Origin of the sequence: Vineibacter terrae, assembly GCF_008039615.1 — a bacterium.
Classification (GTDB): Bacteria; Pseudomonadota; Alphaproteobacteria; order Reyranellales; family Reyranellaceae; genus Vineibacter; species Vineibacter terrae.
On record NZ_VDUZ01000002.1, the window covers coordinates 1 to 20,502 of the forward strand.

Annotated in this window: 22 protein-coding genes; 5 read left to right on the forward strand and 17 right to left on the reverse strand. The window is 68.8% G+C overall.

Annotated elements, in window-relative coordinates; translation table 11 throughout:
* Positions 1 to 222 precede the first annotated feature (222 nt).
* Together FHP25_RS01760 and FHP25_RS01765 are read left to right on the forward strand one after the other, a co-directional pair.
* On the forward strand, positions 223 to 1,923 hold the full coding sequence (locus FHP25_RS01760) for a helicase HerA-like domain-containing protein (protein WP_147845173.1): 1,701 nt from the start codon (positions 223 to 225) through the stop codon (positions 1,921 to 1,923).
* A 10-nt stretch (positions 1,924 to 1,933) separates the two neighbouring features.
* Positions 1,934 to 2,494: a GNAT family N-acetyltransferase gene (locus FHP25_RS01765; protein ID WP_147845174.1), complete on the forward strand. Its 561-nt coding sequence runs from the start codon at positions 1,934 to 1,936 to the stop codon at positions 2,492 to 2,494.
* Between the two features lie 137 nt (positions 2,495 to 2,631).
* On the opposite strand, the gene FHP25_RS01770 is transcribed toward FHP25_RS01765, so the two are convergent.
* Positions 2,632 to 3,123 (reverse strand): SRPBCC family protein, encoded by a 492-nt coding sequence (locus FHP25_RS01770; RefSeq protein ID WP_147845175.1) that lies wholly within the window; start codon positions 3,121 to 3,123, stop codon positions 2,632 to 2,634.
* Positions 3,113 to 3,484, reverse strand: a complete 372-nt coding sequence (locus FHP25_RS01775) for an ArsR/SmtB family transcription factor (RefSeq protein WP_147845176.1) — start codon at positions 3,482 to 3,484, stop codon at positions 3,113 to 3,115. The genes FHP25_RS01770 and FHP25_RS01775 overlap by 11 nt, the downstream gene beginning before the upstream one ends.
* 265 nt (positions 3,485 to 3,749) lie before the next feature.
* On the opposite strand from FHP25_RS01775, the gene FHP25_RS01780 reads away from it, so the two are divergent.
* Positions 3,750 to 5,963: a N,N-dimethylformamidase beta subunit family domain-containing protein gene (locus FHP25_RS01780; RefSeq protein WP_147845177.1), complete on the forward strand. Its 2,214-nt coding sequence runs from the start codon at positions 3,750 to 3,752 to the stop codon at positions 5,961 to 5,963.
* Positions 5,964 to 5,986: 23 nt separating this feature from the next.
* Here FHP25_RS01780 and FHP25_RS01785 read toward each other — a convergent pair whose 3' ends face one another.
* The 14 genes from FHP25_RS01785 to FHP25_RS01850 all read right to left on the reverse strand — a co-directional run bounded on the left by FHP25_RS01785 (position 5,987) and on the right by FHP25_RS01850 (position 17,951).
* Positions 5,987 to 6,499, reverse strand: a complete 513-nt coding sequence (locus tag FHP25_RS01785) for an SPFH domain-containing protein (RefSeq protein ID WP_147845178.1) — start codon at positions 6,497 to 6,499, stop codon at positions 5,987 to 5,989.
* Positions 6,500 to 6,550: 51 nt separating this feature from the next.
* Complete coding sequence (gene leuB / locus FHP25_RS01790; protein WP_147845179.1) at positions 6,551 to 7,693, reverse strand: 3-isopropylmalate dehydrogenase; 1,143 nt, start codon at positions 7,691 to 7,693, stop codon at positions 6,551 to 6,553.
* Positions 7,694 to 7,774: 81 nt separating this feature from the next.
* Entirely contained in the window at positions 7,775 to 8,389 is a 615-nt protein-coding gene (gene leuD / locus FHP25_RS01795) for a 3-isopropylmalate dehydratase small subunit (protein ID WP_147845180.1), read from the reverse strand.
* A 54-nt stretch (positions 8,390 to 8,443) separates the two neighbouring features.
* A complete protein-coding gene (locus tag FHP25_RS01800) occupies positions 8,444 to 8,965 on the reverse strand; it encodes an RDD family protein (RefSeq protein ID WP_147845181.1) in 522 nt (173 codons plus the stop codon).
* A gap of 6 nt (positions 8,966 to 8,971) precedes the next feature.
* A complete protein-coding gene (locus tag FHP25_RS01805; RefSeq protein WP_231712176.1) occupies positions 8,972 to 9,871 on the reverse strand; it encodes a TIGR00266 family protein in 900 nt (299 codons plus the stop codon).
* A gap of 89 nt (positions 9,872 to 9,960) precedes the next feature.
* On the reverse strand, positions 9,961 to 10,668 hold the full coding sequence (locus tag FHP25_RS01810; protein WP_178133212.1) for an RDD family protein: 708 nt from the start codon (positions 10,666 to 10,668) through the stop codon (positions 9,961 to 9,963).
* Positions 10,669 to 10,711: 43 nt separating this feature from the next.
* Positions 10,712 to 11,254: an RDD family protein gene (locus FHP25_RS01815; protein ID WP_218578131.1), complete on the reverse strand. Its 543-nt coding sequence runs from the start codon at positions 11,252 to 11,254 to the stop codon at positions 10,712 to 10,714.
* Positions 11,255 to 11,360: 106 nt separating this feature from the next.
* A complete protein-coding gene (gene leuC / locus FHP25_RS01820; RefSeq protein WP_147845183.1) occupies positions 11,361 to 12,815 on the reverse strand; it encodes a 3-isopropylmalate dehydratase large subunit in 1,455 nt (484 codons plus the stop codon).
* Positions 12,816 to 13,001: 186 nt separating this feature from the next.
* Positions 13,002 to 13,484, reverse strand: a complete 483-nt coding sequence (rplS, locus tag FHP25_RS01825; protein ID WP_147845184.1) for a 50S ribosomal protein L19 — start codon at positions 13,482 to 13,484, stop codon at positions 13,002 to 13,004.
* A gap of 39 nt (positions 13,485 to 13,523) precedes the next feature.
* Complete coding sequence (gene trmD, locus FHP25_RS01830) at positions 13,524 to 14,237, reverse strand: tRNA (guanosine(37)-N1)-methyltransferase TrmD (RefSeq protein ID WP_269434375.1); 714 nt, start codon at positions 14,235 to 14,237, stop codon at positions 13,524 to 13,526.
* A gap of 6 nt (positions 14,238 to 14,243) precedes the next feature.
* Positions 14,244 to 14,786, reverse strand: a complete 543-nt coding sequence (gene rimM / locus FHP25_RS01835; protein WP_147845185.1) for a ribosome maturation factor RimM — start codon at positions 14,784 to 14,786, stop codon at positions 14,244 to 14,246.
* 19 nt (positions 14,787 to 14,805) lie between these two features.
* A complete protein-coding gene (gene rpsP / locus FHP25_RS01840; protein ID WP_147845186.1) occupies positions 14,806 to 15,165 on the reverse strand; it encodes a 30S ribosomal protein S16 in 360 nt (119 codons plus the stop codon).
* Positions 15,166 to 15,301: 136 nt separating this feature from the next.
* Entirely contained in the window at positions 15,302 to 16,708 is a 1,407-nt protein-coding gene (gene ffh, locus FHP25_RS01845) for a signal recognition particle protein (RefSeq protein WP_147845187.1), read from the reverse strand.
* Between the two features lie 469 nt (positions 16,709 to 17,177).
* Positions 17,178 to 17,951 carry a class I SAM-dependent methyltransferase gene (locus tag FHP25_RS01850; RefSeq protein WP_147845421.1) on the reverse strand — a complete coding sequence of 258 codons (774 nt, stop codon included), beginning with the start codon at positions 17,949 to 17,951 and terminating at the stop codon, positions 17,178 to 17,180.
* Positions 17,952 to 18,054: 103 nt separating this feature from the next.
* On the opposite strand from FHP25_RS01850, the gene FHP25_RS01855 reads away from it, so the two are divergent.
* Positions 18,055 to 18,864 (forward strand): helix-turn-helix transcriptional regulator, encoded by an 810-nt coding sequence (locus FHP25_RS01855; protein ID WP_331461658.1) that lies wholly within the window; start codon positions 18,055 to 18,057, stop codon positions 18,862 to 18,864.
* Positions 18,865 to 18,942: 78 nt separating this feature from the next.
* Complete coding sequence (locus FHP25_RS01860; RefSeq protein WP_147845189.1) at positions 18,943 to 19,725, forward strand: CPBP family intramembrane glutamic endopeptidase; 783 nt, start codon at positions 18,943 to 18,945, stop codon at positions 19,723 to 19,725.
* Between the two features lie 158 nt (positions 19,726 to 19,883).
* Here the strand turns inward: FHP25_RS01860 and FHP25_RS01865 are convergent, their stop codons facing one another.
* Positions 19,884 to 20,486 (reverse strand): 2-hydroxychromene-2-carboxylate isomerase, encoded by a 603-nt coding sequence (locus FHP25_RS01865; protein ID WP_147845190.1) that lies wholly within the window; start codon positions 20,484 to 20,486, stop codon positions 19,884 to 19,886.
* Positions 20,487 to 20,502 lie beyond the last annotated feature (16 nt).

A 20,502-nucleotide genomic window follows, 5' to 3' on the forward strand; every position in this document is an offset into this window, starting at 1 on the left:
CAAGCGGATGTTCACCCTCGCACACGCCTGACGGGGAAAGTACCACCAAAAATCGCGACCCATGACCTCGGTGCTTTCAAAATCACTCAATCAACTACCCAATAACCTCAGTCCGACAGGCTGCTAGCCGGGCCTGCCGGCGACGACTCATAATGGCGGAACGCCGACGTCCTGTGCTTTATTGGCGGCCATACCCGATCCAACGAACACCGGGACGGCACCATGAGCGAGGACCTGTCGATTTTCGTCGGCGCGGGCGACACTGACCAGAATCTGCTGCTGAAATACGGCAACCGCCACGGCCTGATCGCCGGCGCCACCGGCACCGGCAAGACCGTCACCCTGCAGACCCTGGCCGAGGGCTTCGCAGCCTACGGCGTGCCGGTGTTCCTGGCCGACGTCAAAGGCGATCTCTCCGGAATGTCGCAGAAGGGCGGCGACAATCCCAAGGCGGTGGAGCGCGCCAGGCTGCTCAAGATCGACGGCTATGGCGGCCGGGCCTTCCCGACGATGTACTGGGATCTGTTCGGCGAGAAGGGCCAGCCGATCCGCACCACGGTGTCGGAGATGGGACCGCTGCTGCTGTCGCGCCTTCTCGACCTCAACGCGACCCAGGAAGGCGTGCTGAACATCGTCTTCAAGGTGGCCGACCAGCAGGGCCTGCTGCTGCTCGACTTCAAGGACCTGACGTCGATGCTGCAGTGGTGCGCGGAGAACGCCGCCCAGCTCACCACCGAGTTCGGCAACGTCACCAAGCCCACCATCGGTGCCATCCAGCGCGCATTGCTGGTTCTGGACCAGCAGGGCGGCCAGCAGTTCTTCGGCGAGCCGGCGCTCGACCTGAAGGACATGATCATGCGCGACGCCAACGGCGTCGGCTGCATCAACGTGCTCGCCGCCGACAAGCTGATGCAAAGCCCGCGGCTATACGCGACGTTCCTGCTGTGGCTGCTGTCGGAGCTGTTCGAGACGATGCCCGAGGTCGGCGACACCGACCGGCCGAAGTTCGTGTTCTTCTTCGATGAGGCACACCTGCTGTTCGACGACGCGCCCAAGGCGCTGATCGACAAGATCGAGCAGGTCGTGCGCCTGATCCGCTCCAAGGGCGTCGGCGTCTACTTCATCTCGCAGAACCCGCTCGACGTGCCGGAAAGCGTGCTGGGGCAGCTCAGCAACCGGGTCCAGCACGCGCTGCGCGCCTTCACGCCCAAGGACCAGAAGGCGGTGAAGACCGCGGCGCAGACCTTCCGGCCCAACAAGAAGTTCGACGCCGCCGACGCCATCATCGAGCTCGGCGTGGGCGAGGCGCTGGTCTCGTTCCTTGACGCCAAGGGTGCCCCGACACCGGTGGAGCGCTGCTTCGTCGCGCCGCCGCAATCGCGCATCGGCCCCGCCACCGACGCGGAGCGGCAGGCGGTGATCAAGGCCAGTCCGCTCGCCGGCAAGTATGAACGCGTCGTCGATCGCGATTCGGCCTACGAGGTGCTGATGGGCCGCGCCGGCGCCGGCCAGCATCAGGATGCGGACATGACGCCGCCGGCGGCGCCCAGCACCCCGCGCCGCCGCGGGCAGTACGGTGCGCCGCCGCTACCGGATACGGCACCCGGCGGCCCCTGGGGAGCGCCGCCGCAGCAACAGCAACCGCAGCCGCAATGGAATCCGCCGCCGCAACAGCCACCGACCTACGACGCGCCGCCGCCGCCCCAGGCCCAGCCGCGCCTGCGCCGCTCGCTGCCGCCGGAAGAGGCGCCGCCACCGCGCGCGCCGGCACGCCGCAGCGACAGTGTCATCGATGCGATGACCAAAACGGCCGCTCGGACCGTCACTAATGTCGTGGTGCGCGAGGCCACCAAGGCGATCTTCGGCCGCGGCGGTATCGGCTCCTCGATCGTGCGTGGCGTGCTGGGCGGATTGCTCAAATAGGCCGCCCGTCATGACGCCGCGGCTGGAAACACCCCGGCTGCTGCTCCTGCCGCTGGCGCAGGCGGACGCGCCGGCGATCCAGCGCCTGTTCCCGCGCTGGGAGATCGTGCGCTACCTCAATCCGCGCGTGCCCTGGCCGTACCCGTCGGACGGCGCCGAGGTCTTCGTGCGCGACATCGGGCTGCCCGCGATCGAGCGCGGCGACGAATGGCTGTGGAGCCTGCGGCTGAGGACGGCGCCCGACACGCTGATCGGGCTGATCCATCTGCTGGCGCCGAAGGACGCCGAGATGGACAACCGCGGCTTCTGGATCGATCCGACGCATCAGGGCCAGGGGCTGATGACCGAGGCCGCCGATGCCGCCACCGATTTCTGGTTCAACACGCTCGGCTTTGCGTCCCTGCGCACATCCAAGGCGGTGCCGAATGTCGGCTCCAGCCGCATCACGCAGAAGCAGGGCATGCGGTGCGTGGCGCTGACCGAGCGCGACTATGTCGGTGGCCGCTTCGCCACCGAGATCTGGGAGATCACGCGCGCGGAGTGGAACGCGGCGAAAGCCAGGACAGGCTGACGCCATAGAGAGGGCAGGACTGTCATCCCGAGCGCCCCTTCGACAGGCTCAGGAGAGGGATCTCCTGCGACAAGACGCACGGTGCGCCATTCGCGGGAGATTCCTTGCTGTGCTCGGGATGACAGCTTCAAGGTAGCTTACCCCGGCAGCTTCTCGACGCCGTAGCGCAGGCGGTTGCGCTCCATCAGCACCTGGCGCGGCTCGGGCTCCTCGCCACGCAGCAGCGCGCCCAGCATGTCGAGAAGCGTATGCCAGCCCGTCCGGGTCAGGCCTTCGAAGCCGGCGAGGATGGGGCGGTGCGTCAACGTCAGCAGCACGTCATCGCCATGCGGCTTCAACTCGATCATCACGTAGGATTCCGGAAAGGGCGACTCCACATCGTCCGGCCCGAACACGTTCCAGGTGTAGGCCAGCAGCCGCGGCGGCTTCCATTGCGTGACGATGCCGCGGATATGGCCCTTGCCGATATCGACGGCGCCGCCGGCGCGCGGCTCGATCGTCCCCTCCCCCAGCCAGCCCGCCAGATGCGCGCTGGTGGTCAGGTATGCCCAGACCCGCTCGATCGGGCCGGGCAGCACACGCTCGAAGCGCACCACCGTGTCGGTGCCAAGCTGGCCGTCATCGCTCATGGCGGGTTCCCTTGTTCCGGCGCGTCGGCGCGGCCACGCGATCCTCGGCGCGCAGCAGCGCCTCGAGGGCGTCCAGACGGGTGGTCCAGAGCGCGCGCTGGGTCTCGATCCATGCCGCCGCCTCGTCCAGCGGCTTCGGATTGAAGGACAGCAGGTGCTCCCGCCCCGCCCGCCGGCGCGTCACCAGCTGCGCACGCTCCAGCACCCGGACGTGCTTCGACACCGCGTTGAGCGACATGGCGAAAGGCTGCGCCAGGTCGGTAACGCGTACCTCGCCCGCCGAGAGGCGCTGCAGGATGGCGCGCCGTGTCGGATCGGCCAGCGCCGTCAACGTATGGTCGAGACCGGCAGGTGTTGTCATCGTGGATTTCATTCAACTCTGAGGTTGAACGATATCCGAACCGCCGGCGGTGTCAAGCCGAGGAACCGCGAGCGTCACGCGATCGTATCGACCACGCCGCCATCGACGCGAACGGCAGCGCCGACCACCGCCTGCCAACCACATTCTGTCAACTGACATGCCAGCGCCATGCGCCCGGCGCAGGTGGTCCATCGGGCGACGTCGATTTACGCCCGCGAGGTGATGCCGATAGGCTTCCGCCGCCTGGACGGGAGGCGACGCGACGATGATTGCTCTGACGGGATATACGGATCGGCTGTCGGCGACGGCCGGCGAGCGCATTGCGTTCAAGATATCGAGCAGTGGCACCGAGCCGTGCCAGGCGCGGCTGGTGCGGATCCGCAGCGGCGATCCCAATCCCGACGGTCCCGGCATGAAGCTCGAGGACCTGTCGTCGCGCTTCACCCACAGCTTCGCGTCGCGCCTGCAGCGGTCCTATCCCGGCTCCTACGCGGTCGTCGAACGCGCCGCGGCGCTGTCGCCGCTGGCGACGATCACCGTCGTCGCCACGATCTGGCCGACGCTGCCCGACAGCGGCGATCAATGCATCCTGTCGCGCTGGGATGCCGATGCCGGCATCGGCATCGCGCTGCTGGCGACGCCGCGCGGCCTGGCGCTGGAGATCGGCCGGACGGCGGGCGCGCCGCTACGCCTGGAGACCGGCAAGCCGTTGCGCGTGCGCGCCTGGTACCGTGTCTGGGCGGTGATCGACCCTGCCACCCGGTCGGTGCGGGTGGGCCAGAGGCCGCTGCGGGCCGAAGCGTTGTGCGACGATTCCGGCGAGGCCTGGGCCCCGTTCGATGCCGGCCTGGCCCCCGACGCCCGCCGCCCGGTCTTCATCGCGGCGCAGCAGGCGGCGCCGGCGCGACGGTATTTCAACGGCAAGATCGAGGATCCCATGATCCTGAGCGCCGCGCCCGCGAGCCCGGCGGACCTGACGCTCGACCCGGCGAAGCTGCCAGCGGACACGCTGGCGGCGTGGGACTTCTCGCGCGGCATCGATGGCATCGACATCGAGGATGTCGGCCCGCAGCGCCTGCACGGCGTGCTGGTAAACCTGCCGGCGCGGGCCATGAAGGCCTCGACCTGGACCGGCCGCGACATGCGCTGGAGCGATACGCCACGGCAGTATGCGGCGATCCACTTCCATGACGACGACCTGCACGATTGCGGCTGGCAGACCGATTTCAGCTTCACCGTGCCGGCCGACCTGAGGAGCGGCGTCTACGGCATGCAGCTGAGCTGCGGCCCGCACCGGGACACGATCCCGTTCTATGTGCGCCCGCCGCGCGGCAAGCCGTCGGCCAGGATCGCCTACCTCGCCGCGACCTTCACCTACCAGGTCTACTTCAATTTCGCGCGCGGCAATCTCGACGAGGCGATGCGGCAGCGGATGACGGCGTGGAACGCGGCGCCGTCCAACCCGCAGGACCATCCCGAGTTCGGCCTGTCGACCTACAACCGGCACAGCGACCTCAGCGGCGTGTGCTACTCGTCGCGGCTGCGGCCGGCGCTGACCTTCCGGCCCGGCTTCATGACCTTCAACGACCCGCGCGGCTCGGGCCTGCGCCACTTCCCGGCCGACACGCACCTGCTCGACTGGCTGGAGGCCAAGGGCATCGAGTTCGACGTCATCACCGACGAGGACCTCGACGATCATGGCCTCGAGCTGATCAAGGGCTACAAGGTCGTCGTCACCGGCTCGCATCCCGAATACCACACCCCGGGCACGCTCGACGCGCTGCAGGCCTATGTCGACGGCGGCGGGCGGCTCGTCTATCTCGGCGGCAACGGCTTCTACTGGCGCGTGGCGCGCTCGCCCAAGCTGCCCGGCGTGCTGGAGATCCGCCGCGCCGGCGCCGCGATCCGCACCTGGGCCGCCGAGCCCGGCGAGTATCACCATGCGCTCGACGGCGGCTATGGCGGGCTGTGGCGCCACAACGGCCGGCCGCCGCAGATGCTGGCCGGGATCGGCTTCTCGGCGCAGGGCCTGTTCGAAGGCTCGTACTATCGCCGTCTTCCGGCGGCGGATGACCCGCGGGTCGCCTGGATCATGGACGGCGTCGGCGACGAGATCCTGGGCGATTTCGGGCTGAGCGGCGGCGGTGCCGCCGGCTTCGAGCTCGACCGCACCGACCGGCTGCTCGGCACGCCGTACAATGCCGTGGTGATCGCCGCGTCCGAGAAGCACCAGGACCACTTCGTCGCCGTGCCCGAGGACGTGCTCGGCCTCGCCTCGACTGTGCCGGGCGTGCCGGCGCAGCAGCTCATCCGCGCCGACATGACCTATTTCGACGCGCCCAACGGCGGCGCCGTCTTCGCCACCGGTTCGATCACGTTCTGCGGCAGCCTTGCGCACAACGGCTACGACAACAACATCTCGCGCATCGTGTTCAACGTGCTCAACCGTTTCGGCGAGCTGGGACTGGCGTGGAAATAACGCCGCAAGCACCCTGCTGCCGGTCAGTCCGGCAGCATGATGCCCTTGAGCTCGAGGCGTGACACCTTCACGCCCCACGCATCGGCGGCCGGCTCGACGCCTTGCAACAGGGCCACATTGACGGCAGCGCGGTCGGTCGCGAGTTCCGCGATCGTGCGGGTCGCCGTGACATCCCGCATGTGCGTGCCGACCAACTGGATGAGCGCGGGTTGCAGGTCGGCCACCTCGTAGGTGGCTTTCACGGCATCAACGATCCGGTAGCCCAGGACCGCGCCGGCTTCGACCTCGGCATTGTCTCGGGTGGTCGCGCGCTGCGGCGGCACGTCCAGCGCCGTCTCCCGCATGTCGAGCCTGGCGCCGATCCGTTCCACGATCGGCACGACGAAATGAAGTCCCGGCGTCAGCACGCGGTTGAACCGGCCCAGGCGCTCGACCGTCCAGTTTGCTTCCCGTGGCACTTTCGTGAAGCTGGCCCGCAGCAATACGATGGCCAGCACGACGATGACGGCGATGGCGAGGAACCCGGTCAAGTCCATGACTCCCTCCCCATCTCCGTCGCGGATACGCCGGAACGCGCCGGCCGGCCGTCACACCAGGCGATCCAGCTCCTTCACGATCGCATCACCCATCTCCTGGGTGCCGACCTTCTTGAGCCCTTTGGCCGCGGCGGCCTTGTCGTCGAGACCGCCCGTCAGCAGGTCGGCGGTACGGTAGCCGGCCGCCAGCACGTTCTCGACGGCGCGCTCGACGAGGTCGGCCTCGCTCGACAGGTCGAACGAGTAGCGCAGCATCATGGCGTAGCTCATCGTCTCGGCCAGCGGATTGGCGATGCCTTTGCCCGCGATGTCGGGCGCGCTGCCGTGGATCGGCTCGTAGAGCGCCTTGCGCCGGCCCGTGGCGTCGGGCGCGCCCAGCGAGGCCGACGGCAGCATGCCCAGCGATCCGGTCAGCATCGAGGCCTCGTCCGACAGGATGTCGCCGAACAGGTTGTCGGTGACGATGACGTCAAACTGGTGCGGCCAGCGCAGCAGCTGCATGGCCAGCGCATCGGCATACATGTGGCTGAGCTGCACGTCGCCGTAGCTCTCCTTGTGCAGCTTCGTGGCCTCATCGCGCCACAGCACGCCGGTGTGCATGACGTTGGCCTTCTCGGCCGAGCAGACCTTGTTCTGGCGCTTGCGGGCGAGCTCGAAGGCCACGGCGCAGACGCGGCGGATCTCGCCCGAGGTGTAGCGTTGCGTGTCGACGCCCTCGCGCTCGCCGTTGGGCAGGGTCTTGATGCCGCGCGGCTCGCCGAAATACACGCCCGACGTGAGCTCGCGGATGATCATGATGTCGAGGCCCTTGACGATCTCGGGCTTGAGCGTCGAGGCGTCGACCAGGGCATCGAACACCTTCGCCGGCCGCAGGTTGGCGAAGAGGTCCATCTCCTTGCGCAGGCGCAGCAGGCCGCGCTCCGGCTTCTTCTCGAACGGCAGCGTGTCCCACTTCGGACCGCCGACCGAGCCGAACAGCACGGCATCCGCCTCCAGGGCAGCCTTGACCGTGTCGTCGCTCACCGGCAGCCCGTGCTTATCGAGCGCGGCGCCGCCGACCGCATCTTCCTTGATGTCGAAGCCGACAGCGCGTTTCTTGCCCATCCAGGCGATGACCTTGCGCACCTCGTTCATCACCTCGGGCCCGATGCCGTCGCCCGGCAAGACCAGGAGCGTGCGGTTGGAATCGGCCATCGTGTCGTCCTCCTAACGGATTTCCCGAAACGCGAAAGCGCCCGACGCCGGGCGCTCCGCTTCATATGCGAAAGATGTTCTTCAGCGGCTCATCGACAGCCAGGGCTGCGCCGATTTATGCGCCGACTCGTAGGTATCGATCGCCGGCGCCGCCTGCAGCGTCTGGCCGATGTCGTCGAGGCCCTCGAGCAGGCACTGCTTGCGGAACGGATCGATGTCGAACTTCACGGTGCCGCCGTCCGGCCCCTTGATCTCCTGGTTCACGAGATCGACGGTGATGATCGCGTTGGCGCCGCGCTCGGCGTCGTCCATCAGCTTGGCGATGTCTTCCTTGGGCAGCTTGATCGGCAGGATGCCGTTCTTGAAGCAGTTGTTGTAGAAGATGTCGGCGAAGCTCTCGCTGATGACGCAGCGGATGCCGAAATCGAGCAGCGCCCAGGGCGCATGCTCGCGGCTGGAGCCGCAGCCGAAATTGGGGCCGGCGACGAGGATCTTGGCGCTCTGATAGGCCGGGCGGTCGAGCACGAAATCGAGCTTCTTGCCGTCGGCCGAATAGCGCATCTCGTAGAACAGGCCGTCCTTCAGACCGGTACGCTTGATGGTCTTCAGGAACTGCTTGGGAATGATCATGTCGGTGTCGACGTTGACGATCGGCAGCGGCGCTGCCACGCCTGTCAGTGTCGTGAACTTGTCCATGATCGCTCCTCCGGTCGGAAACGGCCCGGAATAAACGGGGATTCGCGGCCCAGGTCAAGGCGCGGCGACGGGTGGCTCCGATGCCGATTCGGCCGGTGTCGGCTGCGCCGCGGCCATCGCCACCCGCGCCCCGGCCCACTGGTCGTGCAGCGCCTGGCGCCAGCCCGTGCGCGGCAGCCACAACAGGCAGGCCGGCGCCACCAGCCATGCGATCAGGCTGAACAGCGGTGTGCCCAGGACCGGCGTCAGGACGGCGACCAGGGTGGCGCCCCAGAACGGCAAGGTACGCACCACCGCCCGCTCGACCGACAGGCGCTCGCCGGCCAGCGTGCCGACGGCCAGGCCCAGCCAGCGCTTGCCCAGGGTGGCGCGCCAGCGCGAGGATTCGAGGCCGGCGCGGTAGACCAGGTCGAGCAGCGCCACCAGCAGCGCCGCGACCGGCGTCAGGCTGCCCTTGTCGCCGGTGAGCCAGATGATCAGCAGCGTCGGCGGGACGAGCAGCAGCGCGTCGATCACGCCGGCCGCGAGCCGCCGCCAGACGACGGCAGGAATGGAAAGGGAGCGCCCGCCGGCCACCTGACCCTAGCGGTTGTCGCCGTCGAACAGATTGCCGAGGCCACCGAGCACGCTGCCCTCCTCGCGGCTGCTGCCGCCCATGCGCTGCGGCGCCGCCGCGAAGACGCGCGATGCCAGGCGCGAGAACGGCAGGCTCTGCAGCCATACCGTGCCGGGCCCCATGACCCGGGCGAAGAAGATGCCCTCGCCGCCGAACAGCGCCGTCTTGATGTTGCCGACATACTGGATGTCGAACTGGATGCTGGGCGTCAGCGCCACCAGGCATCCCGTGTCCACGAACAGCATCTCGCCGGCCGCCAGCTCGCGCCGCATGATGGCGCCGCTGCTGTGGACGAACGCCAGCCCGTCGCCCTCCAGCTTCTGCATGATGAAGCCTTCGCCGCCGAAGAAGCCGACGCCGAGCTTCTGCTGGAAGTAGATGCCCAGCTGCACGCCGCGCGCAGCGCACAGGAAGGCATCCTTCTGGCAGATGAGCATGCCGCCCAGCTGGCGCAGGTCCATCGGGATGATGGTGCCGGGATAGGGCGCGGCGAAGGCGATGACCCGCTTGTGCGGCGACTGGTTGGTGTAGACGGTCGTGAACAGCGACTCGCCGGTCAGCAGGCGCTTGCCCGCCCCGACCAGCTTGTCGAAGAAGCCGCCCGACGCGGTCTTGCGGCCGTCGCCGAACACCGCCTCCATGCCGATGCCGGCATCCATGTACATCAGGCTGCCGGCCTCGCCGACCGCAGCCTCGCCGGGATCGAGCTCGACCTCGACATACTGCATCTCCTGGCCGTGGATGCGGTAGTCGATGACATCCATGCCAGCGCCCGAGCCGGGCGGTGGCGCGCCCCATTGCGGCGCCGGCGCGCCCGGTGGCGGCGCTGGCGGCTGGCCGCCCGATGGCGGGATCCACGACGGCATGAAGCTCCTCCTGACCAGATGCCGGCGCCGGGCGGCAAAAGGGCCGACGCTCGGCCGGCCCTCGTGCTACGGCGTCGCGGCGGCCGTACCTATTTCTTGATCACGACGGTGTCGGCGATCATGTCGTGCAGCGCCCGCTTGCGGTCGGTGAACCCGGCCATCATGAAGCCGATGCCGAACGGGATGATGCCGGTGATGAACGCCTTGGCGAAGAACCGACCGGTGGCGCGGCCGAACGACAGCCGCGAGCCGTCGGTGCCGCGCACCACCCGCATGCCCATGGCACGCTTGCCGATCGTGCCGCCGGCGGCGGAGCTGGTCATCATCGCCTCGTAGAGCCAGACGGCCACGAATATCAGCAGATAGACGATGATGAACACGCCGGCGCTGGCCACGGCGGCCGCCGCGATCTCCTGCTCGTCGCCCGACGACATCGCGCCCGACAGCGTGGTGGCGAACACGATGCCGATGACGATCACCATCGGGATGCCGATGATGAAGCCGTCGATCAGGTAGGCGGCGACACGGACCCAGAAGCCGCAGAAGACGACGCCGGCCGGCGCGCCGGCATAGCCTGGCGGCGCGTAGCCCGGCGGCGGGTAGCCGGGCGGCTGGCCGTAGCCCGGATGCGGCGGTGCCGGCGGATAGCCCGGCGGCTGGCCATAACCTTGCGGTGGCTGGCCATAGCCCTGCTGCGGCTGACCGTAGCCCGGATGTGGCGGAGCCGGCGGATAGCCGCCCGGCTGCTGCCCCTGCTGCTGCTGCCATGTCGGCGGCTGCGGTCCCTGGTTGCTCATGTGACTTGTTCTCCCCTTATGGGCCGGCGGCATCGCACGGCTGTCATCCCTTGATCACCACCGTATCGGCGATCATGTCGTGCAGCGCCCGCTTGCGGTCGGTGAATGCCGCCATGATGTAGCCGATCATGAGGATGATGCCCGAGATGATCTTGGCGAAGAACCGGCCTGTCGCGCGCCCGAAGCTCAGGCGCGCGCCATCGCTGCACAGCACGCGCAGCCCCAGGGCGCGCTTGCCGAGCGTGGCCGAAGCCGCCGAGCTCTCCTGCAGCGCGAAGTACAGCCACGCCAGCACGATGCCCAGGATGCCCATGACCAGCTGCATGGCCTGGGCGTCCCTGCCGCCGCCGAAGCCGATTGCGAGGCCGACGATGAAGCCCAGTATGTATGCTGCGATGTTCACGACGATCGCGTCGATGATGTAGGCAACGAAGCGCAACCAGAAGCCGGCATAGACGGGCCCCTGCATCGGCGCCTGGCCATACGGACTATAGCCTGGCGGGTTCGGATAGCCGGACGCCGGACCACCGGGGTAGCCGGGCGGAGGTGGCGGTGGTGGCGGCGGCGAAGGATACTGGTTGGCCATGATCTCCCCCTCTCCCAAGGCGCAGGAGGTTATCATCTGAGCCGGGCCTCGGCCACCCCAGAAACGATCGGGCGCTCACACCTATCGCGGCGCAAGCGCCCGTAATTCAGCGAAAATCACGCACGTCCGTGAAAGTACCGGCGATCGCCGCCGCCGCCGCCATGCCGGGGCTGACCAGATGCGTGCGTCCGCCGCGTCCCTGCCGGCCCTCGAAGTTGCGGTTCGAGGTCGAGGCGCAGCGCTCGCCGGGCTGCAGCTTGTCGGCGTTCATCGCCAGGCACATCGAGCAGCCCGGCTCGCGCCAGTCGAAGCCGGCCTCGACGAAGACCTTGTCGAGGCCTTCCCGCTCGGCCTGCTCCTTCACCAAGCCCGAGCCCGGCACGATCATGGCGTGCACGTGGTCGGCCACCTTGCGGCCCTTGGCCAGGGCGGCGCGGGCGATCGCCGCGACCTCGCGCAGGTCCTCGATGCGGCCGTTGGTGCACGAGCCGATGAAGGCCTTGTCGATGCGGATGTCGGTCATGCGTGTGCCGGGCGTCAGCCCCATGTAGTCCAGCGACCGGGCCCAGGCGCTGCGCCGATCATCGTCCGGCGCCTCATCGGGGTTGGGCACGACGCCGGTGATCGGCACCACGTCCTGCGGGCTGGTGCCCCAGGTGAGCTGCGGCGTGATGTCGGCGGCCGGGATCACGATCTCCTTGTCGTAGACCGCGTCCTTGTCCGACGGCAGCCGGCGCCAGACGCCCAGCGCCACCTGCCAGGCGCCGCCCTTGGGCGCATAGGGCCGGCCTTCGATGTAGCGGAACGTCTCCTCGTCGGGCGCGATCAGGCCGGCACGGGCACCGCCCTCAATGGACATGTTGCAGACCGTCATGCGGCCTTCCATCGACAGGTTGCGGATGGCGCGGCCGGCATACTCGATGACATGGCCGGTGCCGCCGGCCGTGCCGATCGTGCCGATGATGTTGAGGATCAGATCCTTGGCCGTCACGCCCGGCAGCAGATCGCCATCGACCGTGATGCGCATGTTCTTGGCCGGCTGCTGGATCAGCGTCTGCGTCGCCAGCACGTGCTCGACCTCGGACGTGCCGATGCCGAAGGCCAGCGCCCCGAAGGCGCCGTGCGTGGAGGTGTGGCTGTCGCCGCAGACGATGGTCATGCCCGGCAGGGTCAGGCCCTGCTCCGGCCCGATGATGTGCACGATGCCCTGGCGGATGTCGTCCATGGCGAAGTAGGGCACGCCGAACTCGCGCACATTGGCTTCCAGCGTCTCGATCTGGATGCGCGACTCCTCGTCGTCGATGCCGGCGGCGCGATTGGTGGTCGGCACGTTGTGGTCGGCGACGGCGACGGTGAGATCCGGACGGCGCACCCGGCGGCCGTTGGCGCGCAGCCCTTCGAACGCCTGCGGGCTGGTCACCTCGTGCACGAGGTGGCGATCGATGTAGATCAGGCACGAGCCGTCGTCGCGGCGCTCCACGACGTGGGCATCCCAGATCTTGTCGAACAGCGTGCGCGGCTTTGCCGGCTCGACCGGTGCCGCCGTCGGCTTCCTCGCCATGGTTCTCGTCCCTCCGATACGCGACGTCGGCGCCGCTCCGCTGCGGGCCGGACCAACGAACCCTTCCCCCGAAGGGGCGGAAGGGGGATGTTCGAACGAATTCGGCCGACCTACTGGGATCGAATCCGTTCCGGCATCCCCCGTCCGGCGCTTCGCGCCACCTTCCCCCTCCGGGGGAAGGATTAACTACTTCTTGCCGCCCTTGGCGGCGCGCACCGCCCGCTCGGCTTGCGGCCGTTCCTTCTTGAGCTTCTCGCGCCTGGGCTGGCTGGCGGCCAGCGCCGCCTGCTCGGCGACCAGCTGGCGCTGGGCGTCGACATCCTCGGCGATGCGCGAGGCCTTGCCGCGCAGGCCGCGCAGATAATAGAGCTTGGCGCGACGCACCATGCCCTTGCGCGCCACCTCGATCTCCCAGATCGACGGGCTGTGCAGCGGGAAGACGCGCTCGACGCCCTCGCCGTAGGAGATCTTGCGCACGGTGAACGACGAGTTCAGGCCGGCGTTGCGGCGCGCGATGCACACGCCCTCGAACACCTGGATGCGCTCGCGGCTGCCTTCCTGCACCTTGACGTGGACCTTCAGCGTGTCGCCGGGCTCGAACCGCGGCACGGCCCGCTCGGCCACCAGCTTCGCGACCTGCTCGTCCTCGAGCTGCTTGATCAGGTTCATGGTTCTTGTCCTTTCCTCACGGAAACCCTGTCTTTCGATTCAATCGCCTCGCCGCGCAGCGACGTGCCGTGCCCACAGGTCGGGCCGCCGCTGCCGCGTGATCTCTTCCGCCTTCGCCCTGCGCCAGGCCGCGATCTTCGCGTGATGGCCCGTCTGCAGGATCTCCGGCACCGCCCGCTCGACGCCGTCCGGCCCCGTCCAAGTCGCCGGCCGAGTGTAGAGCGGATACTCCAGCAAACCCTCCTCGAAACTCTCCTCCGTCAGCGATGCAGCGGCCCCGACCACGCCCGGCAGGAGCCGGACGCACGCGTCGAGCGCGACCAGGGCCGCAATCTCGCCGCCGGACAGGACCACGTCGCCGACGCTCACCTCCTCCAGCCCGTGGGCCTCGATGACCCGCTCGTCGATCCCTTCGAACCGGCCGCAGACCAGGGTCACCCCGGGGCCTGCCGCCAGCGCCCGCGCGCGGGCCTGATCGAAAGGCCTGCCGCGCGGGCTGAAGTAGATCGTCGGCCGGCCCGGCGCCTGCACCGCGGCGATGGCATCCGACAGAATGTCGGGACGCATCACCATGCCGGCCCCGCCGCCGAAGGGCGTGTCGTCGACCGTGCCATGACGATCCCTGGCGAACCGGCGGATGTCCACCGCCGCCAGCGACCACAGGCCTCTCTCAAGCGCCCGCCCCGCGAGGCTCAGCCCCAGCGGTCCCGGGAACATCTCGGGAAAGATGGTCAACGCCGTCGCCTGCCACACGCGCTCTCAATCCTCTCCTTTCCGCCCATCATCGAGAAGCCCCGCCGGCGGATCGACCGTGACCGTGCCGCCGTCGACATCGATCGCGGGGACCGCCGTGGCGTTGAACGGCACCATGAACGACCGTCCATGACCGCCGCCCGACAGCTCCAGGATGGTGCCGGCCCCGAAATCATGCAGCGCCAGCACCGTGCCCCAGTCCCGACCATCCGGCGCGCGCGCGGCGAGCCCGATCAGGTCGTCCTCGTACCACTCGCCCGGCGCCGGCGCCGGCAGCGCGGCACGCGGCGCGTAGAGCCGCAAGCCCCGCAAGGCCTCCGCCGCATCGCGATCGGACACGCCGTCGATCCGGGCGAGCACATCGCCCTTGCCCGACATGCCGGTCGGCCGGACCGTGAAGCGCCGCGTCCCCGTCTCGTCGGACAGCGGACCGTACGATCCGATATCGGCCGGCTCGGCGCAGAAGCTGCGGATGCGAACCTCGCCCCGCACGCCGTGCGCCGCCTGCACGACGCCCAGCAGCACCTTGCGATCGACGCGTGCCGCCATGGCAGCTCAGCGCGGCCGGTCAGCCGGCCGCCGCTGCCTCGCCGCCTGCGGCTTCCGCCGCCTTGGCCGCGCGCTCCTGCGCCTTGGCCTTGGGCGCCGACTTCTTGGGCTGCTCACGGCGCTCCGGCGCCTTCATCAGCTCGACGCCGGTCAGGAAGCGGGCCACGCGGTCGCTGGGCCGTGCGCCGACGCCCAGCCAGTACTTGGCGCGCTCGGCATCGACCTTGATGCGGTCGGCGTGCTCACGCGGCAGCATCGGGTTGTAGGCGCCGATCTTCTCGATGAAGCGCCCGTCGCGCGGGCTGCGCGAGTCGGCGACCACGATGTGATAGTAGGGGCGCTTCTTGGCGCCGCCACGAGAAAGACGAATAGCCAGCATTGAGTTGCTTGCTCCTTACCTGAACGCGTGAAGATCAAACCGTCATCCCGAGCGCAGCGAGGGATCTCCCTGGAGTGGAGTCTCCGTTCGCGGGAGATCCCTCGCTGCGCTCGGGATGACGGGAACACATGGTCGGTTACCTCGGGAACCCGCCGCCGGGCGGCATCATGTTGCCCAACGAGCGCATGAAGCCCTTCTCGCCCATCTTGTTGACCCGCTTCATCATCTTGACCATCTCGGCGTGCTGCTTGAGCAGCTTGTTGATCTCCTGCACCTGCGCGCCGGCGCCGGATGCGATGCGCTTCTTGCGCGAGGCGTGGATGATGTCGGGGTTGCGGCGCTCCTTGGGCGTCATCGACTGGATGATCGCCTCCTGCCGCTTGATCACCTTCTCGTCGAGATTGGCCTTCTGCATCGCCGCCTTGGCCTGGGCCGCGCCGGGCAGCATGCCCATCAGGCCCTGAAGGCCGCCCATCTTGCGCAGCTGGCGCAGCTGCTGCAGCAGGTCGTCGAGGTCGAACTGGCCCTTGCGCACCTTGGCGGCCAGCTTCTCGGCGTCTTCCTTCTCGATCGTCTCGGCGGCGCGCTCGACCAGCGAGACGATGTCGCCCATGCCCAGGATGCGGGTGGCGATACGATCGGGGTGGAACTGCTCCAGCGCGTCGATCTTCTCACCCGCGCCCAGCAGCTTGATCGGCCGGCCGGTGACAGTGCGCATCGACAGCGCCGCGCCGCCGCGCGCATCGCCGTCGACGCGGGTCAGCACGATGCCGGTGATGCCCACCTTCTCGTTGAAGGCGCGGGCGGTGTTGACCGCGTCCTGGCCGGTCATGGCGTCGGCGACCAGCAGCGTCTCGGTCGGCTTCGAGGCGTCGCGCACGGCGGCGACCTCGGCCATGAGCTGCTCGTCGATGGCCAGGCGGCCGGCCGTGTCGAGCATGATCACGTCGTAGCCGCCGCGGCGGCCTTCATCCAGCGCGCGTCGGGTGATGCCCAGCGGCTGCTCGAAAGGCACGATCGGCAGGGTGGCGACACCGGCCTGCTCGCCCAGGATCCGCAGCTGCTCCTGCGCCGCCGGGCGGGTGACGTCCAGCGACGCCATCAGCACCTTCTTGCGCTCCTTGAACGAGCCGCCGAAGGCATCGGCAGCCATGCCCTGCGGTCCCAGGGTGAGGCGGCGCGCGATCTTGGCTGTCGTGGTGGTCTTGCCCGAGCCCTGCAGGCCGACCATCAGCACCACGACCGGCGGCACGGCGTTGAGGTTGAGCTCGCTCGCCTCACCGCCCAGCATCTCCACGAGATGGTCGTGCACGATCTTCACGACCATCTGGCCGGGCGAGACGCTGCGGATCACCTCGGCGCCGACCGCCTTGGGCCGCACGCCGTCGATGAACTGCTTCACCACCGGCAGGGCGACGTCGGCTTCCAGCAGCGCCAGCCGCACCTCGCGCAGCGCGGCGTCGACATCGGCCTCGTTCAGCGCGCCGCGGCCGCGCAGGCGGCCCAGCACATCACCGAGTTTCTTGCTCAGACCGTCGAACATTGCCGTCCATCAACTCCTGGCTGCCCGGCGGGCCGCCCGAACGCCCATACGACAAGCGCACCGATGCGCGAAACCTCGCGGATCGATGGGGCCCCTCTGGAGTCGGCCCGCCGCAGCGCGCCTGACCAGTCCGGACCGGGAAATCGCCTTCCCGTGTGAGCGGCGGGTGTATACGCGCGGCGAGCGTGCCGAGTCAAACGGTGCCGCCAACCGGGCGGCACGCCGTCCTGTCCGCAAATACACCCCGAAATACGGGACACCCCGCCGAACGCCGCCTGCGCCAATTGCGCCATAAGCGGAGAGACTTTTCCTGTAATGATCACAACAGCTTGCCCAGGCCGCACGCGCCACTGCGCGGATTGCGCCTTTAGCGCGAAGCCCCGACCTGGCACGAACCACCCCCGGCCTCAGCATCGGACTTCCTCTCTGCAAGCAATATAGTAGTTTCTCCAAAGAAGAACAATGATATTCAGTCCGCCGATTTGGCGGCCTGGAAGAAGGCGACGTCGATCGTGAAGCTGCCGTCGGGCCCGACCTCGAAATGCCGGGTCACGCTCCGCGACGCCGCCGCCAGCAGGGCGCGGATGGCATCGGCCTGGACCTTCGGCGTCTGCATGCGCTCGATCCAGACCGCGAAGTCGAGCCGCACCCGATATGCCGCCGTGGCGCCCGGGATCAGGCCGGCGCCGGTCAGCGCCCGCTCCCACTCGGCGCGCGCGTAGTCGCGGACATGGGAGGGATCGCGCAGCACCTCGATCGCCTGGAAGTAGGTGTCGAGCAGCGCCGGCCCCGGGGAGACCGCGTCGACGAAGCCGGCCGTGCCGCCCGGCTTCAGGACCCGCGCGGCCTCGCGCAGGCCCGCCTCGAAGTCGCGCCAGTGGTGCGCGCTGTAGCGGCTCAGCACGTAGTCGAAGCTGGCGTCCTCGAACGGCAGCGCTTCCGCCACGCCCTGCGCGGTGGTGACGTTTTTCAGGCCACGCTCGCGTGCCGCACGTCCGACCACCTGCAGCATGTCAGGCGACAGGTCATACGCGACGACCTCGCGGACATGGGCGGCGACATTGAAGCTGACATGGCCGCCGCCGCAGCCGAGATCGAGAACCCGGGCCTGCGATTGTCCGCGAACCATGGCCGCCAGGGCCTGCAGGTCGGCGCCTTGCGCATGCACCGCGCTGGTCAGGTAGGCATCGGCACGAGATCCGAACTGCCCCGCCACCAGAGCCTCGTGGGTCTTGCTCGTCATCGGGTTCATCGGGGTGCCTCACGACCAGGGGTGCGTGCCACCCGTATCAGCTTCCGCTAACTGGTATAAGACGGCTATTTATACTGGTATGATTGCCACCACGATGATGATTACCGATATCGAGCAGCGCCGGGAGCTGGGCGATTTCATCCGCGCGCAGCGCGAGAGGCTGACGCCGGCGATGGCGGGGCTGCCGGCAGGCGCGCGGCGGCGGACCCCGGGACTGCGGCGCGAAGAGGTGGCGCAGCTCTGCGGCCTGAGCGTCACCTGGTACACGTGGATCGAGCAGGGCCGGGACGTGTCGGCATCGCCCTCGGCCCTGGCCCGGCTGGCCTCCATCCTGCGGCTGGGACGCGCCGAGCGCGCCTATCTGTTCGAGCTGGCGGCCAAGCGCGACCCCGATCAGCACGAGGCCGAGACGGTCGATGTGCCTCCCGCCGTGCTGGCCTGCCTCGAGACGATCGCGACCCCGGCCTATGTCCTGGACCGCAGCTGGACGGCCCGCGCCTGGAACGCGCCGGCGACGCGGCTGTTCGTGGGGTGGCTCGACGGCGACGCCGAGCGCAATCTGCTGCGCTATATCTTCCTGTCTGCGGCGGCGCGTTCGTTGATCTGTGAATGGGAGGCACGCGCCCGCCGGGTCGTGGCGGAGTTCCGGGCAGCCGGCAGCGCCCATCTGGGCGATCCGGGGCTGCGCCGTGTGATCGCCGACCTGCGCCAGCACAGCCCCGCGTTCAGCCACTTCTGGGACCAGCACGACGTGGTGGGGCGCGAGGGTGGTGAGCGCACGTTCCACCACCCCAGCGATGGCTTTCTGCGCTATGAGCAGGTGACGTTCGACGTCGCCGCCCAGCCGGACCTCAAGCTGACGGTGCTGGTCGGCGGCATGGCCGGCACGACCGCCGGCCGTTGACAGCCGGCGGTGCCGTCCGGATACGACTTGCAGCACGATCGACTGACGGACGGAAGCAATGGAGGGCTCCCCACCCACATGAGTTCGACCACCGGCAGTGAGGCCACCCCATCCGTCCCGCCGCAAACCACCCCGACGGACGCCCAATCATCGCCGCCACCGCAGCCGCGGCTGCATTTCCTCGACCTGGTCCTGACCCTGGTGGCCGGCGGCCTGTGCCTGGTCGCAGCGCTGCATGGGCTGAAGGTCATGCTGGGGCCGGACCGGCTGACCATGGTGATGAGCAGCAAGGATCCGGCAGGCCTGATCCTGCTGTTCTTCGTCTTCTTCGCGGTGGTCGTGATCGCCGTCTGGGTGGGCGTGGTGCGCCATGGCCGGGCCGCGCCCGGCCTGCTGGCGCTGCGCCCCTTCAGCGGGCGCTGGTGGTGGCTGGCGCCGCTCTGCATCCTGCTGCTGTCGGTGGCGCTGGATGAAGGATTCCTGCGGCTGGTGCGCGCCCTGGCCGGCGTCGACCTCACACCGCAGACGTCGCAGGTCATCGCCGGATTGGCCACGACCCTGCCGCTGGCGCTGGCAGCCACGGCCGCCATCGGCCTGCTGGGCCCGTTCGCCGAGGAGCTCCTGTTCCGCGGCCTGATCTATGGCTATGTCGACGGCCGTTTCGGCGCCCGAGCCGCCTGGGCCACGAGCTCGGTCCTGTTCGCCCTGGCGCACGCCGAGCCGGCCCACGTCGCCCTGGTGTTCCCGATCGGGGTGCTGCTGGGCTGGGTCCGCATGCGCAGCGCCTCGCTCTGGCCCTGCGTGCTGGCGCACATGATCAACAACATCGTCGTCGTGTGCTGGGCCTATCTGGATTCGTGAGCGATCGACCGGTGGACTCCAATGCCGGAATCGCGCCGATGGCTCAGCTGTCATCCCGAGCGCAGCGAGGGATCTCCTGCGGCAAGGCGCACGGTGCGCCATTCGCGGGAGATCCCTCGCTGCGCTCGGGAAGACAGTCTTGACGAACCTTCGTCTTGCTACGCAGCGAGCTTGCGATCGACGAACTCCAACCGGTCCTGGCCCCAGAAGATCTCGCCGTCGATGACGTAGCTGGGCGCGCCGAATACGCCGAGATCGATCGCGTGCCTGGTATCCGCCTCGCGCCGGCCGGCGATCTCGGGGGATTCGGCCAGCGCCATCACCTGCCTGGGGTCGAGGCCGGCACCGGCGATGATAGCCGCCAGGACGTCAGGCGCACCGACATCCTTGTCCTCTTCCCAGACCCCGCGCAGCACCGCGTGCGCCAGGGCGATGGCCTTGGCGCCGTCGATCTTCTCGCGCACGGCGATGACGCTGCGCGCGGCCGGCAGCTCGTTGCCGGGAAAGAATTTCGGCTCCAGGTTGATCGGCACGTCCAGATGCGCCCGCCAGCGCTTCAGCTCCATCATGCGATAGGCCTGCCGCTGCGGCGCGCGCCTGGCCAGCGGCAGGCCGCCCGATGCCGGAAAGACCTGGCCGAAATCGACCGGCCATATCGTCATGCTGGCGCCATGCCGCGCGGCCAGGGCCTCGATGCGCGCCGATCCAAGATAGGTCCAGGGCGACATCAGCGAGACATAGTAGTCGATATGCTTGGGCATTGATCCGGCTTCCTTC

What these genes read in the sequence shown, in the direction of transcription:
- FHP25_RS01815 (WP_218578131.1), bottom strand. Translation starts at nt 11,254, where the DNA reads ATGGCCAACCAGTATCCTTCGCCGCCGCCACCACCGCCACCTCCGCCC.
- FHP25_RS01810 (WP_178133212.1), bottom strand. Translation starts at nt 10,668, where the DNA reads ATGAGCAACCAGGGACCGCAGCCGCCGACATGGCAGCAGCAGCAGGGG.
- FHP25_RS01760 (WP_147845173.1), top strand. Translation starts at nt 223, where the DNA reads ATGAGCGAGGACCTGTCGATTTTCGTCGGCGCGGGCGACACTGACCAG.
- leuC (WP_147845183.1), bottom strand. Translation starts at nt 12,815, where the DNA reads ATGGCGAGGAAGCCGACGGCGGCACCGGTCGAGCCGGCAAAGCCGCGC.
- FHP25_RS01775 (WP_147845176.1), bottom strand. Translation starts at nt 3,484, where the DNA reads ATGACAACACCTGCCGGTCTCGACCATACGTTGACGGCGCTGGCCGAT.
- FHP25_RS01850 (WP_147845421.1), bottom strand. Translation starts at nt 17,951, where the DNA reads ATGACGAGCAAGACCCACGAGGCTCTGGTGGCGGGGCAGTTCGGATCT.
- FHP25_RS01785 (WP_147845178.1), bottom strand. Translation starts at nt 6,499, where the DNA reads ATGGACTTGACCGGGTTCCTCGCCATCGCCGTCATCGTCGTGCTGGCC.
- FHP25_RS01765 (WP_147845174.1), top strand. Translation starts at nt 1,934, where the DNA reads ATGACGCCGCGGCTGGAAACACCCCGGCTGCTGCTCCTGCCGCTGGCG.
- FHP25_RS01805 (WP_231712176.1), bottom strand. Translation starts at nt 9,871, where the DNA reads ATGCCGTCGTGGATCCCGCCATCGGGCGGCCAGCCGCCAGCGCCGCCA.
- ffh (WP_147845187.1), bottom strand. Translation starts at nt 16,708, where the DNA reads ATGTTCGACGGTCTGAGCAAGAAACTCGGTGATGTGCTGGGCCGCCTG.
- rpsP (WP_147845186.1), bottom strand. Translation starts at nt 15,165, where the DNA reads ATGCTGGCTATTCGTCTTTCTCGTGGCGGCGCCAAGAAGCGCCCCTAC.
- FHP25_RS01860 (WP_147845189.1), top strand. Translation starts at nt 18,943, where the DNA reads ATGAGTTCGACCACCGGCAGTGAGGCCACCCCATCCGTCCCGCCGCAA.
- FHP25_RS01770 (WP_147845175.1), bottom strand. Translation starts at nt 3,123, where the DNA reads ATGAGCGATGACGGCCAGCTTGGCACCGACACGGTGGTGCGCTTCGAG.
- FHP25_RS01780 (WP_147845177.1), top strand. Translation starts at nt 3,750, where the DNA reads ATGATTGCTCTGACGGGATATACGGATCGGCTGTCGGCGACGGCCGGC.
- FHP25_RS01865 (WP_147845190.1), bottom strand. Translation starts at nt 20,486, where the DNA reads ATGCCCAAGCATATCGACTACTATGTCTCGCTGATGTCGCCCTGGACC.
- leuB (WP_147845179.1), bottom strand. Translation starts at nt 7,693, where the DNA reads ATGGCCGATTCCAACCGCACGCTCCTGGTCTTGCCGGGCGACGGCATC.
- leuD (WP_147845180.1), bottom strand. Translation starts at nt 8,389, where the DNA reads ATGGACAAGTTCACGACACTGACAGGCGTGGCAGCGCCGCTGCCGATC.
- rimM (WP_147845185.1), bottom strand. Translation starts at nt 14,786, where the DNA reads ATGGCGGCACGCGTCGATCGCAAGGTGCTGCTGGGCGTCGTGCAGGCG.
- FHP25_RS01855 (WP_331461658.1), top strand. Translation starts at nt 18,055, where the DNA reads ATGATGATTACCGATATCGAGCAGCGCCGGGAGCTGGGCGATTTCATC.
- rplS (WP_147845184.1), bottom strand. Translation starts at nt 13,484, where the DNA reads ATGAACCTGATCAAGCAGCTCGAGGACGAGCAGGTCGCGAAGCTGGTG.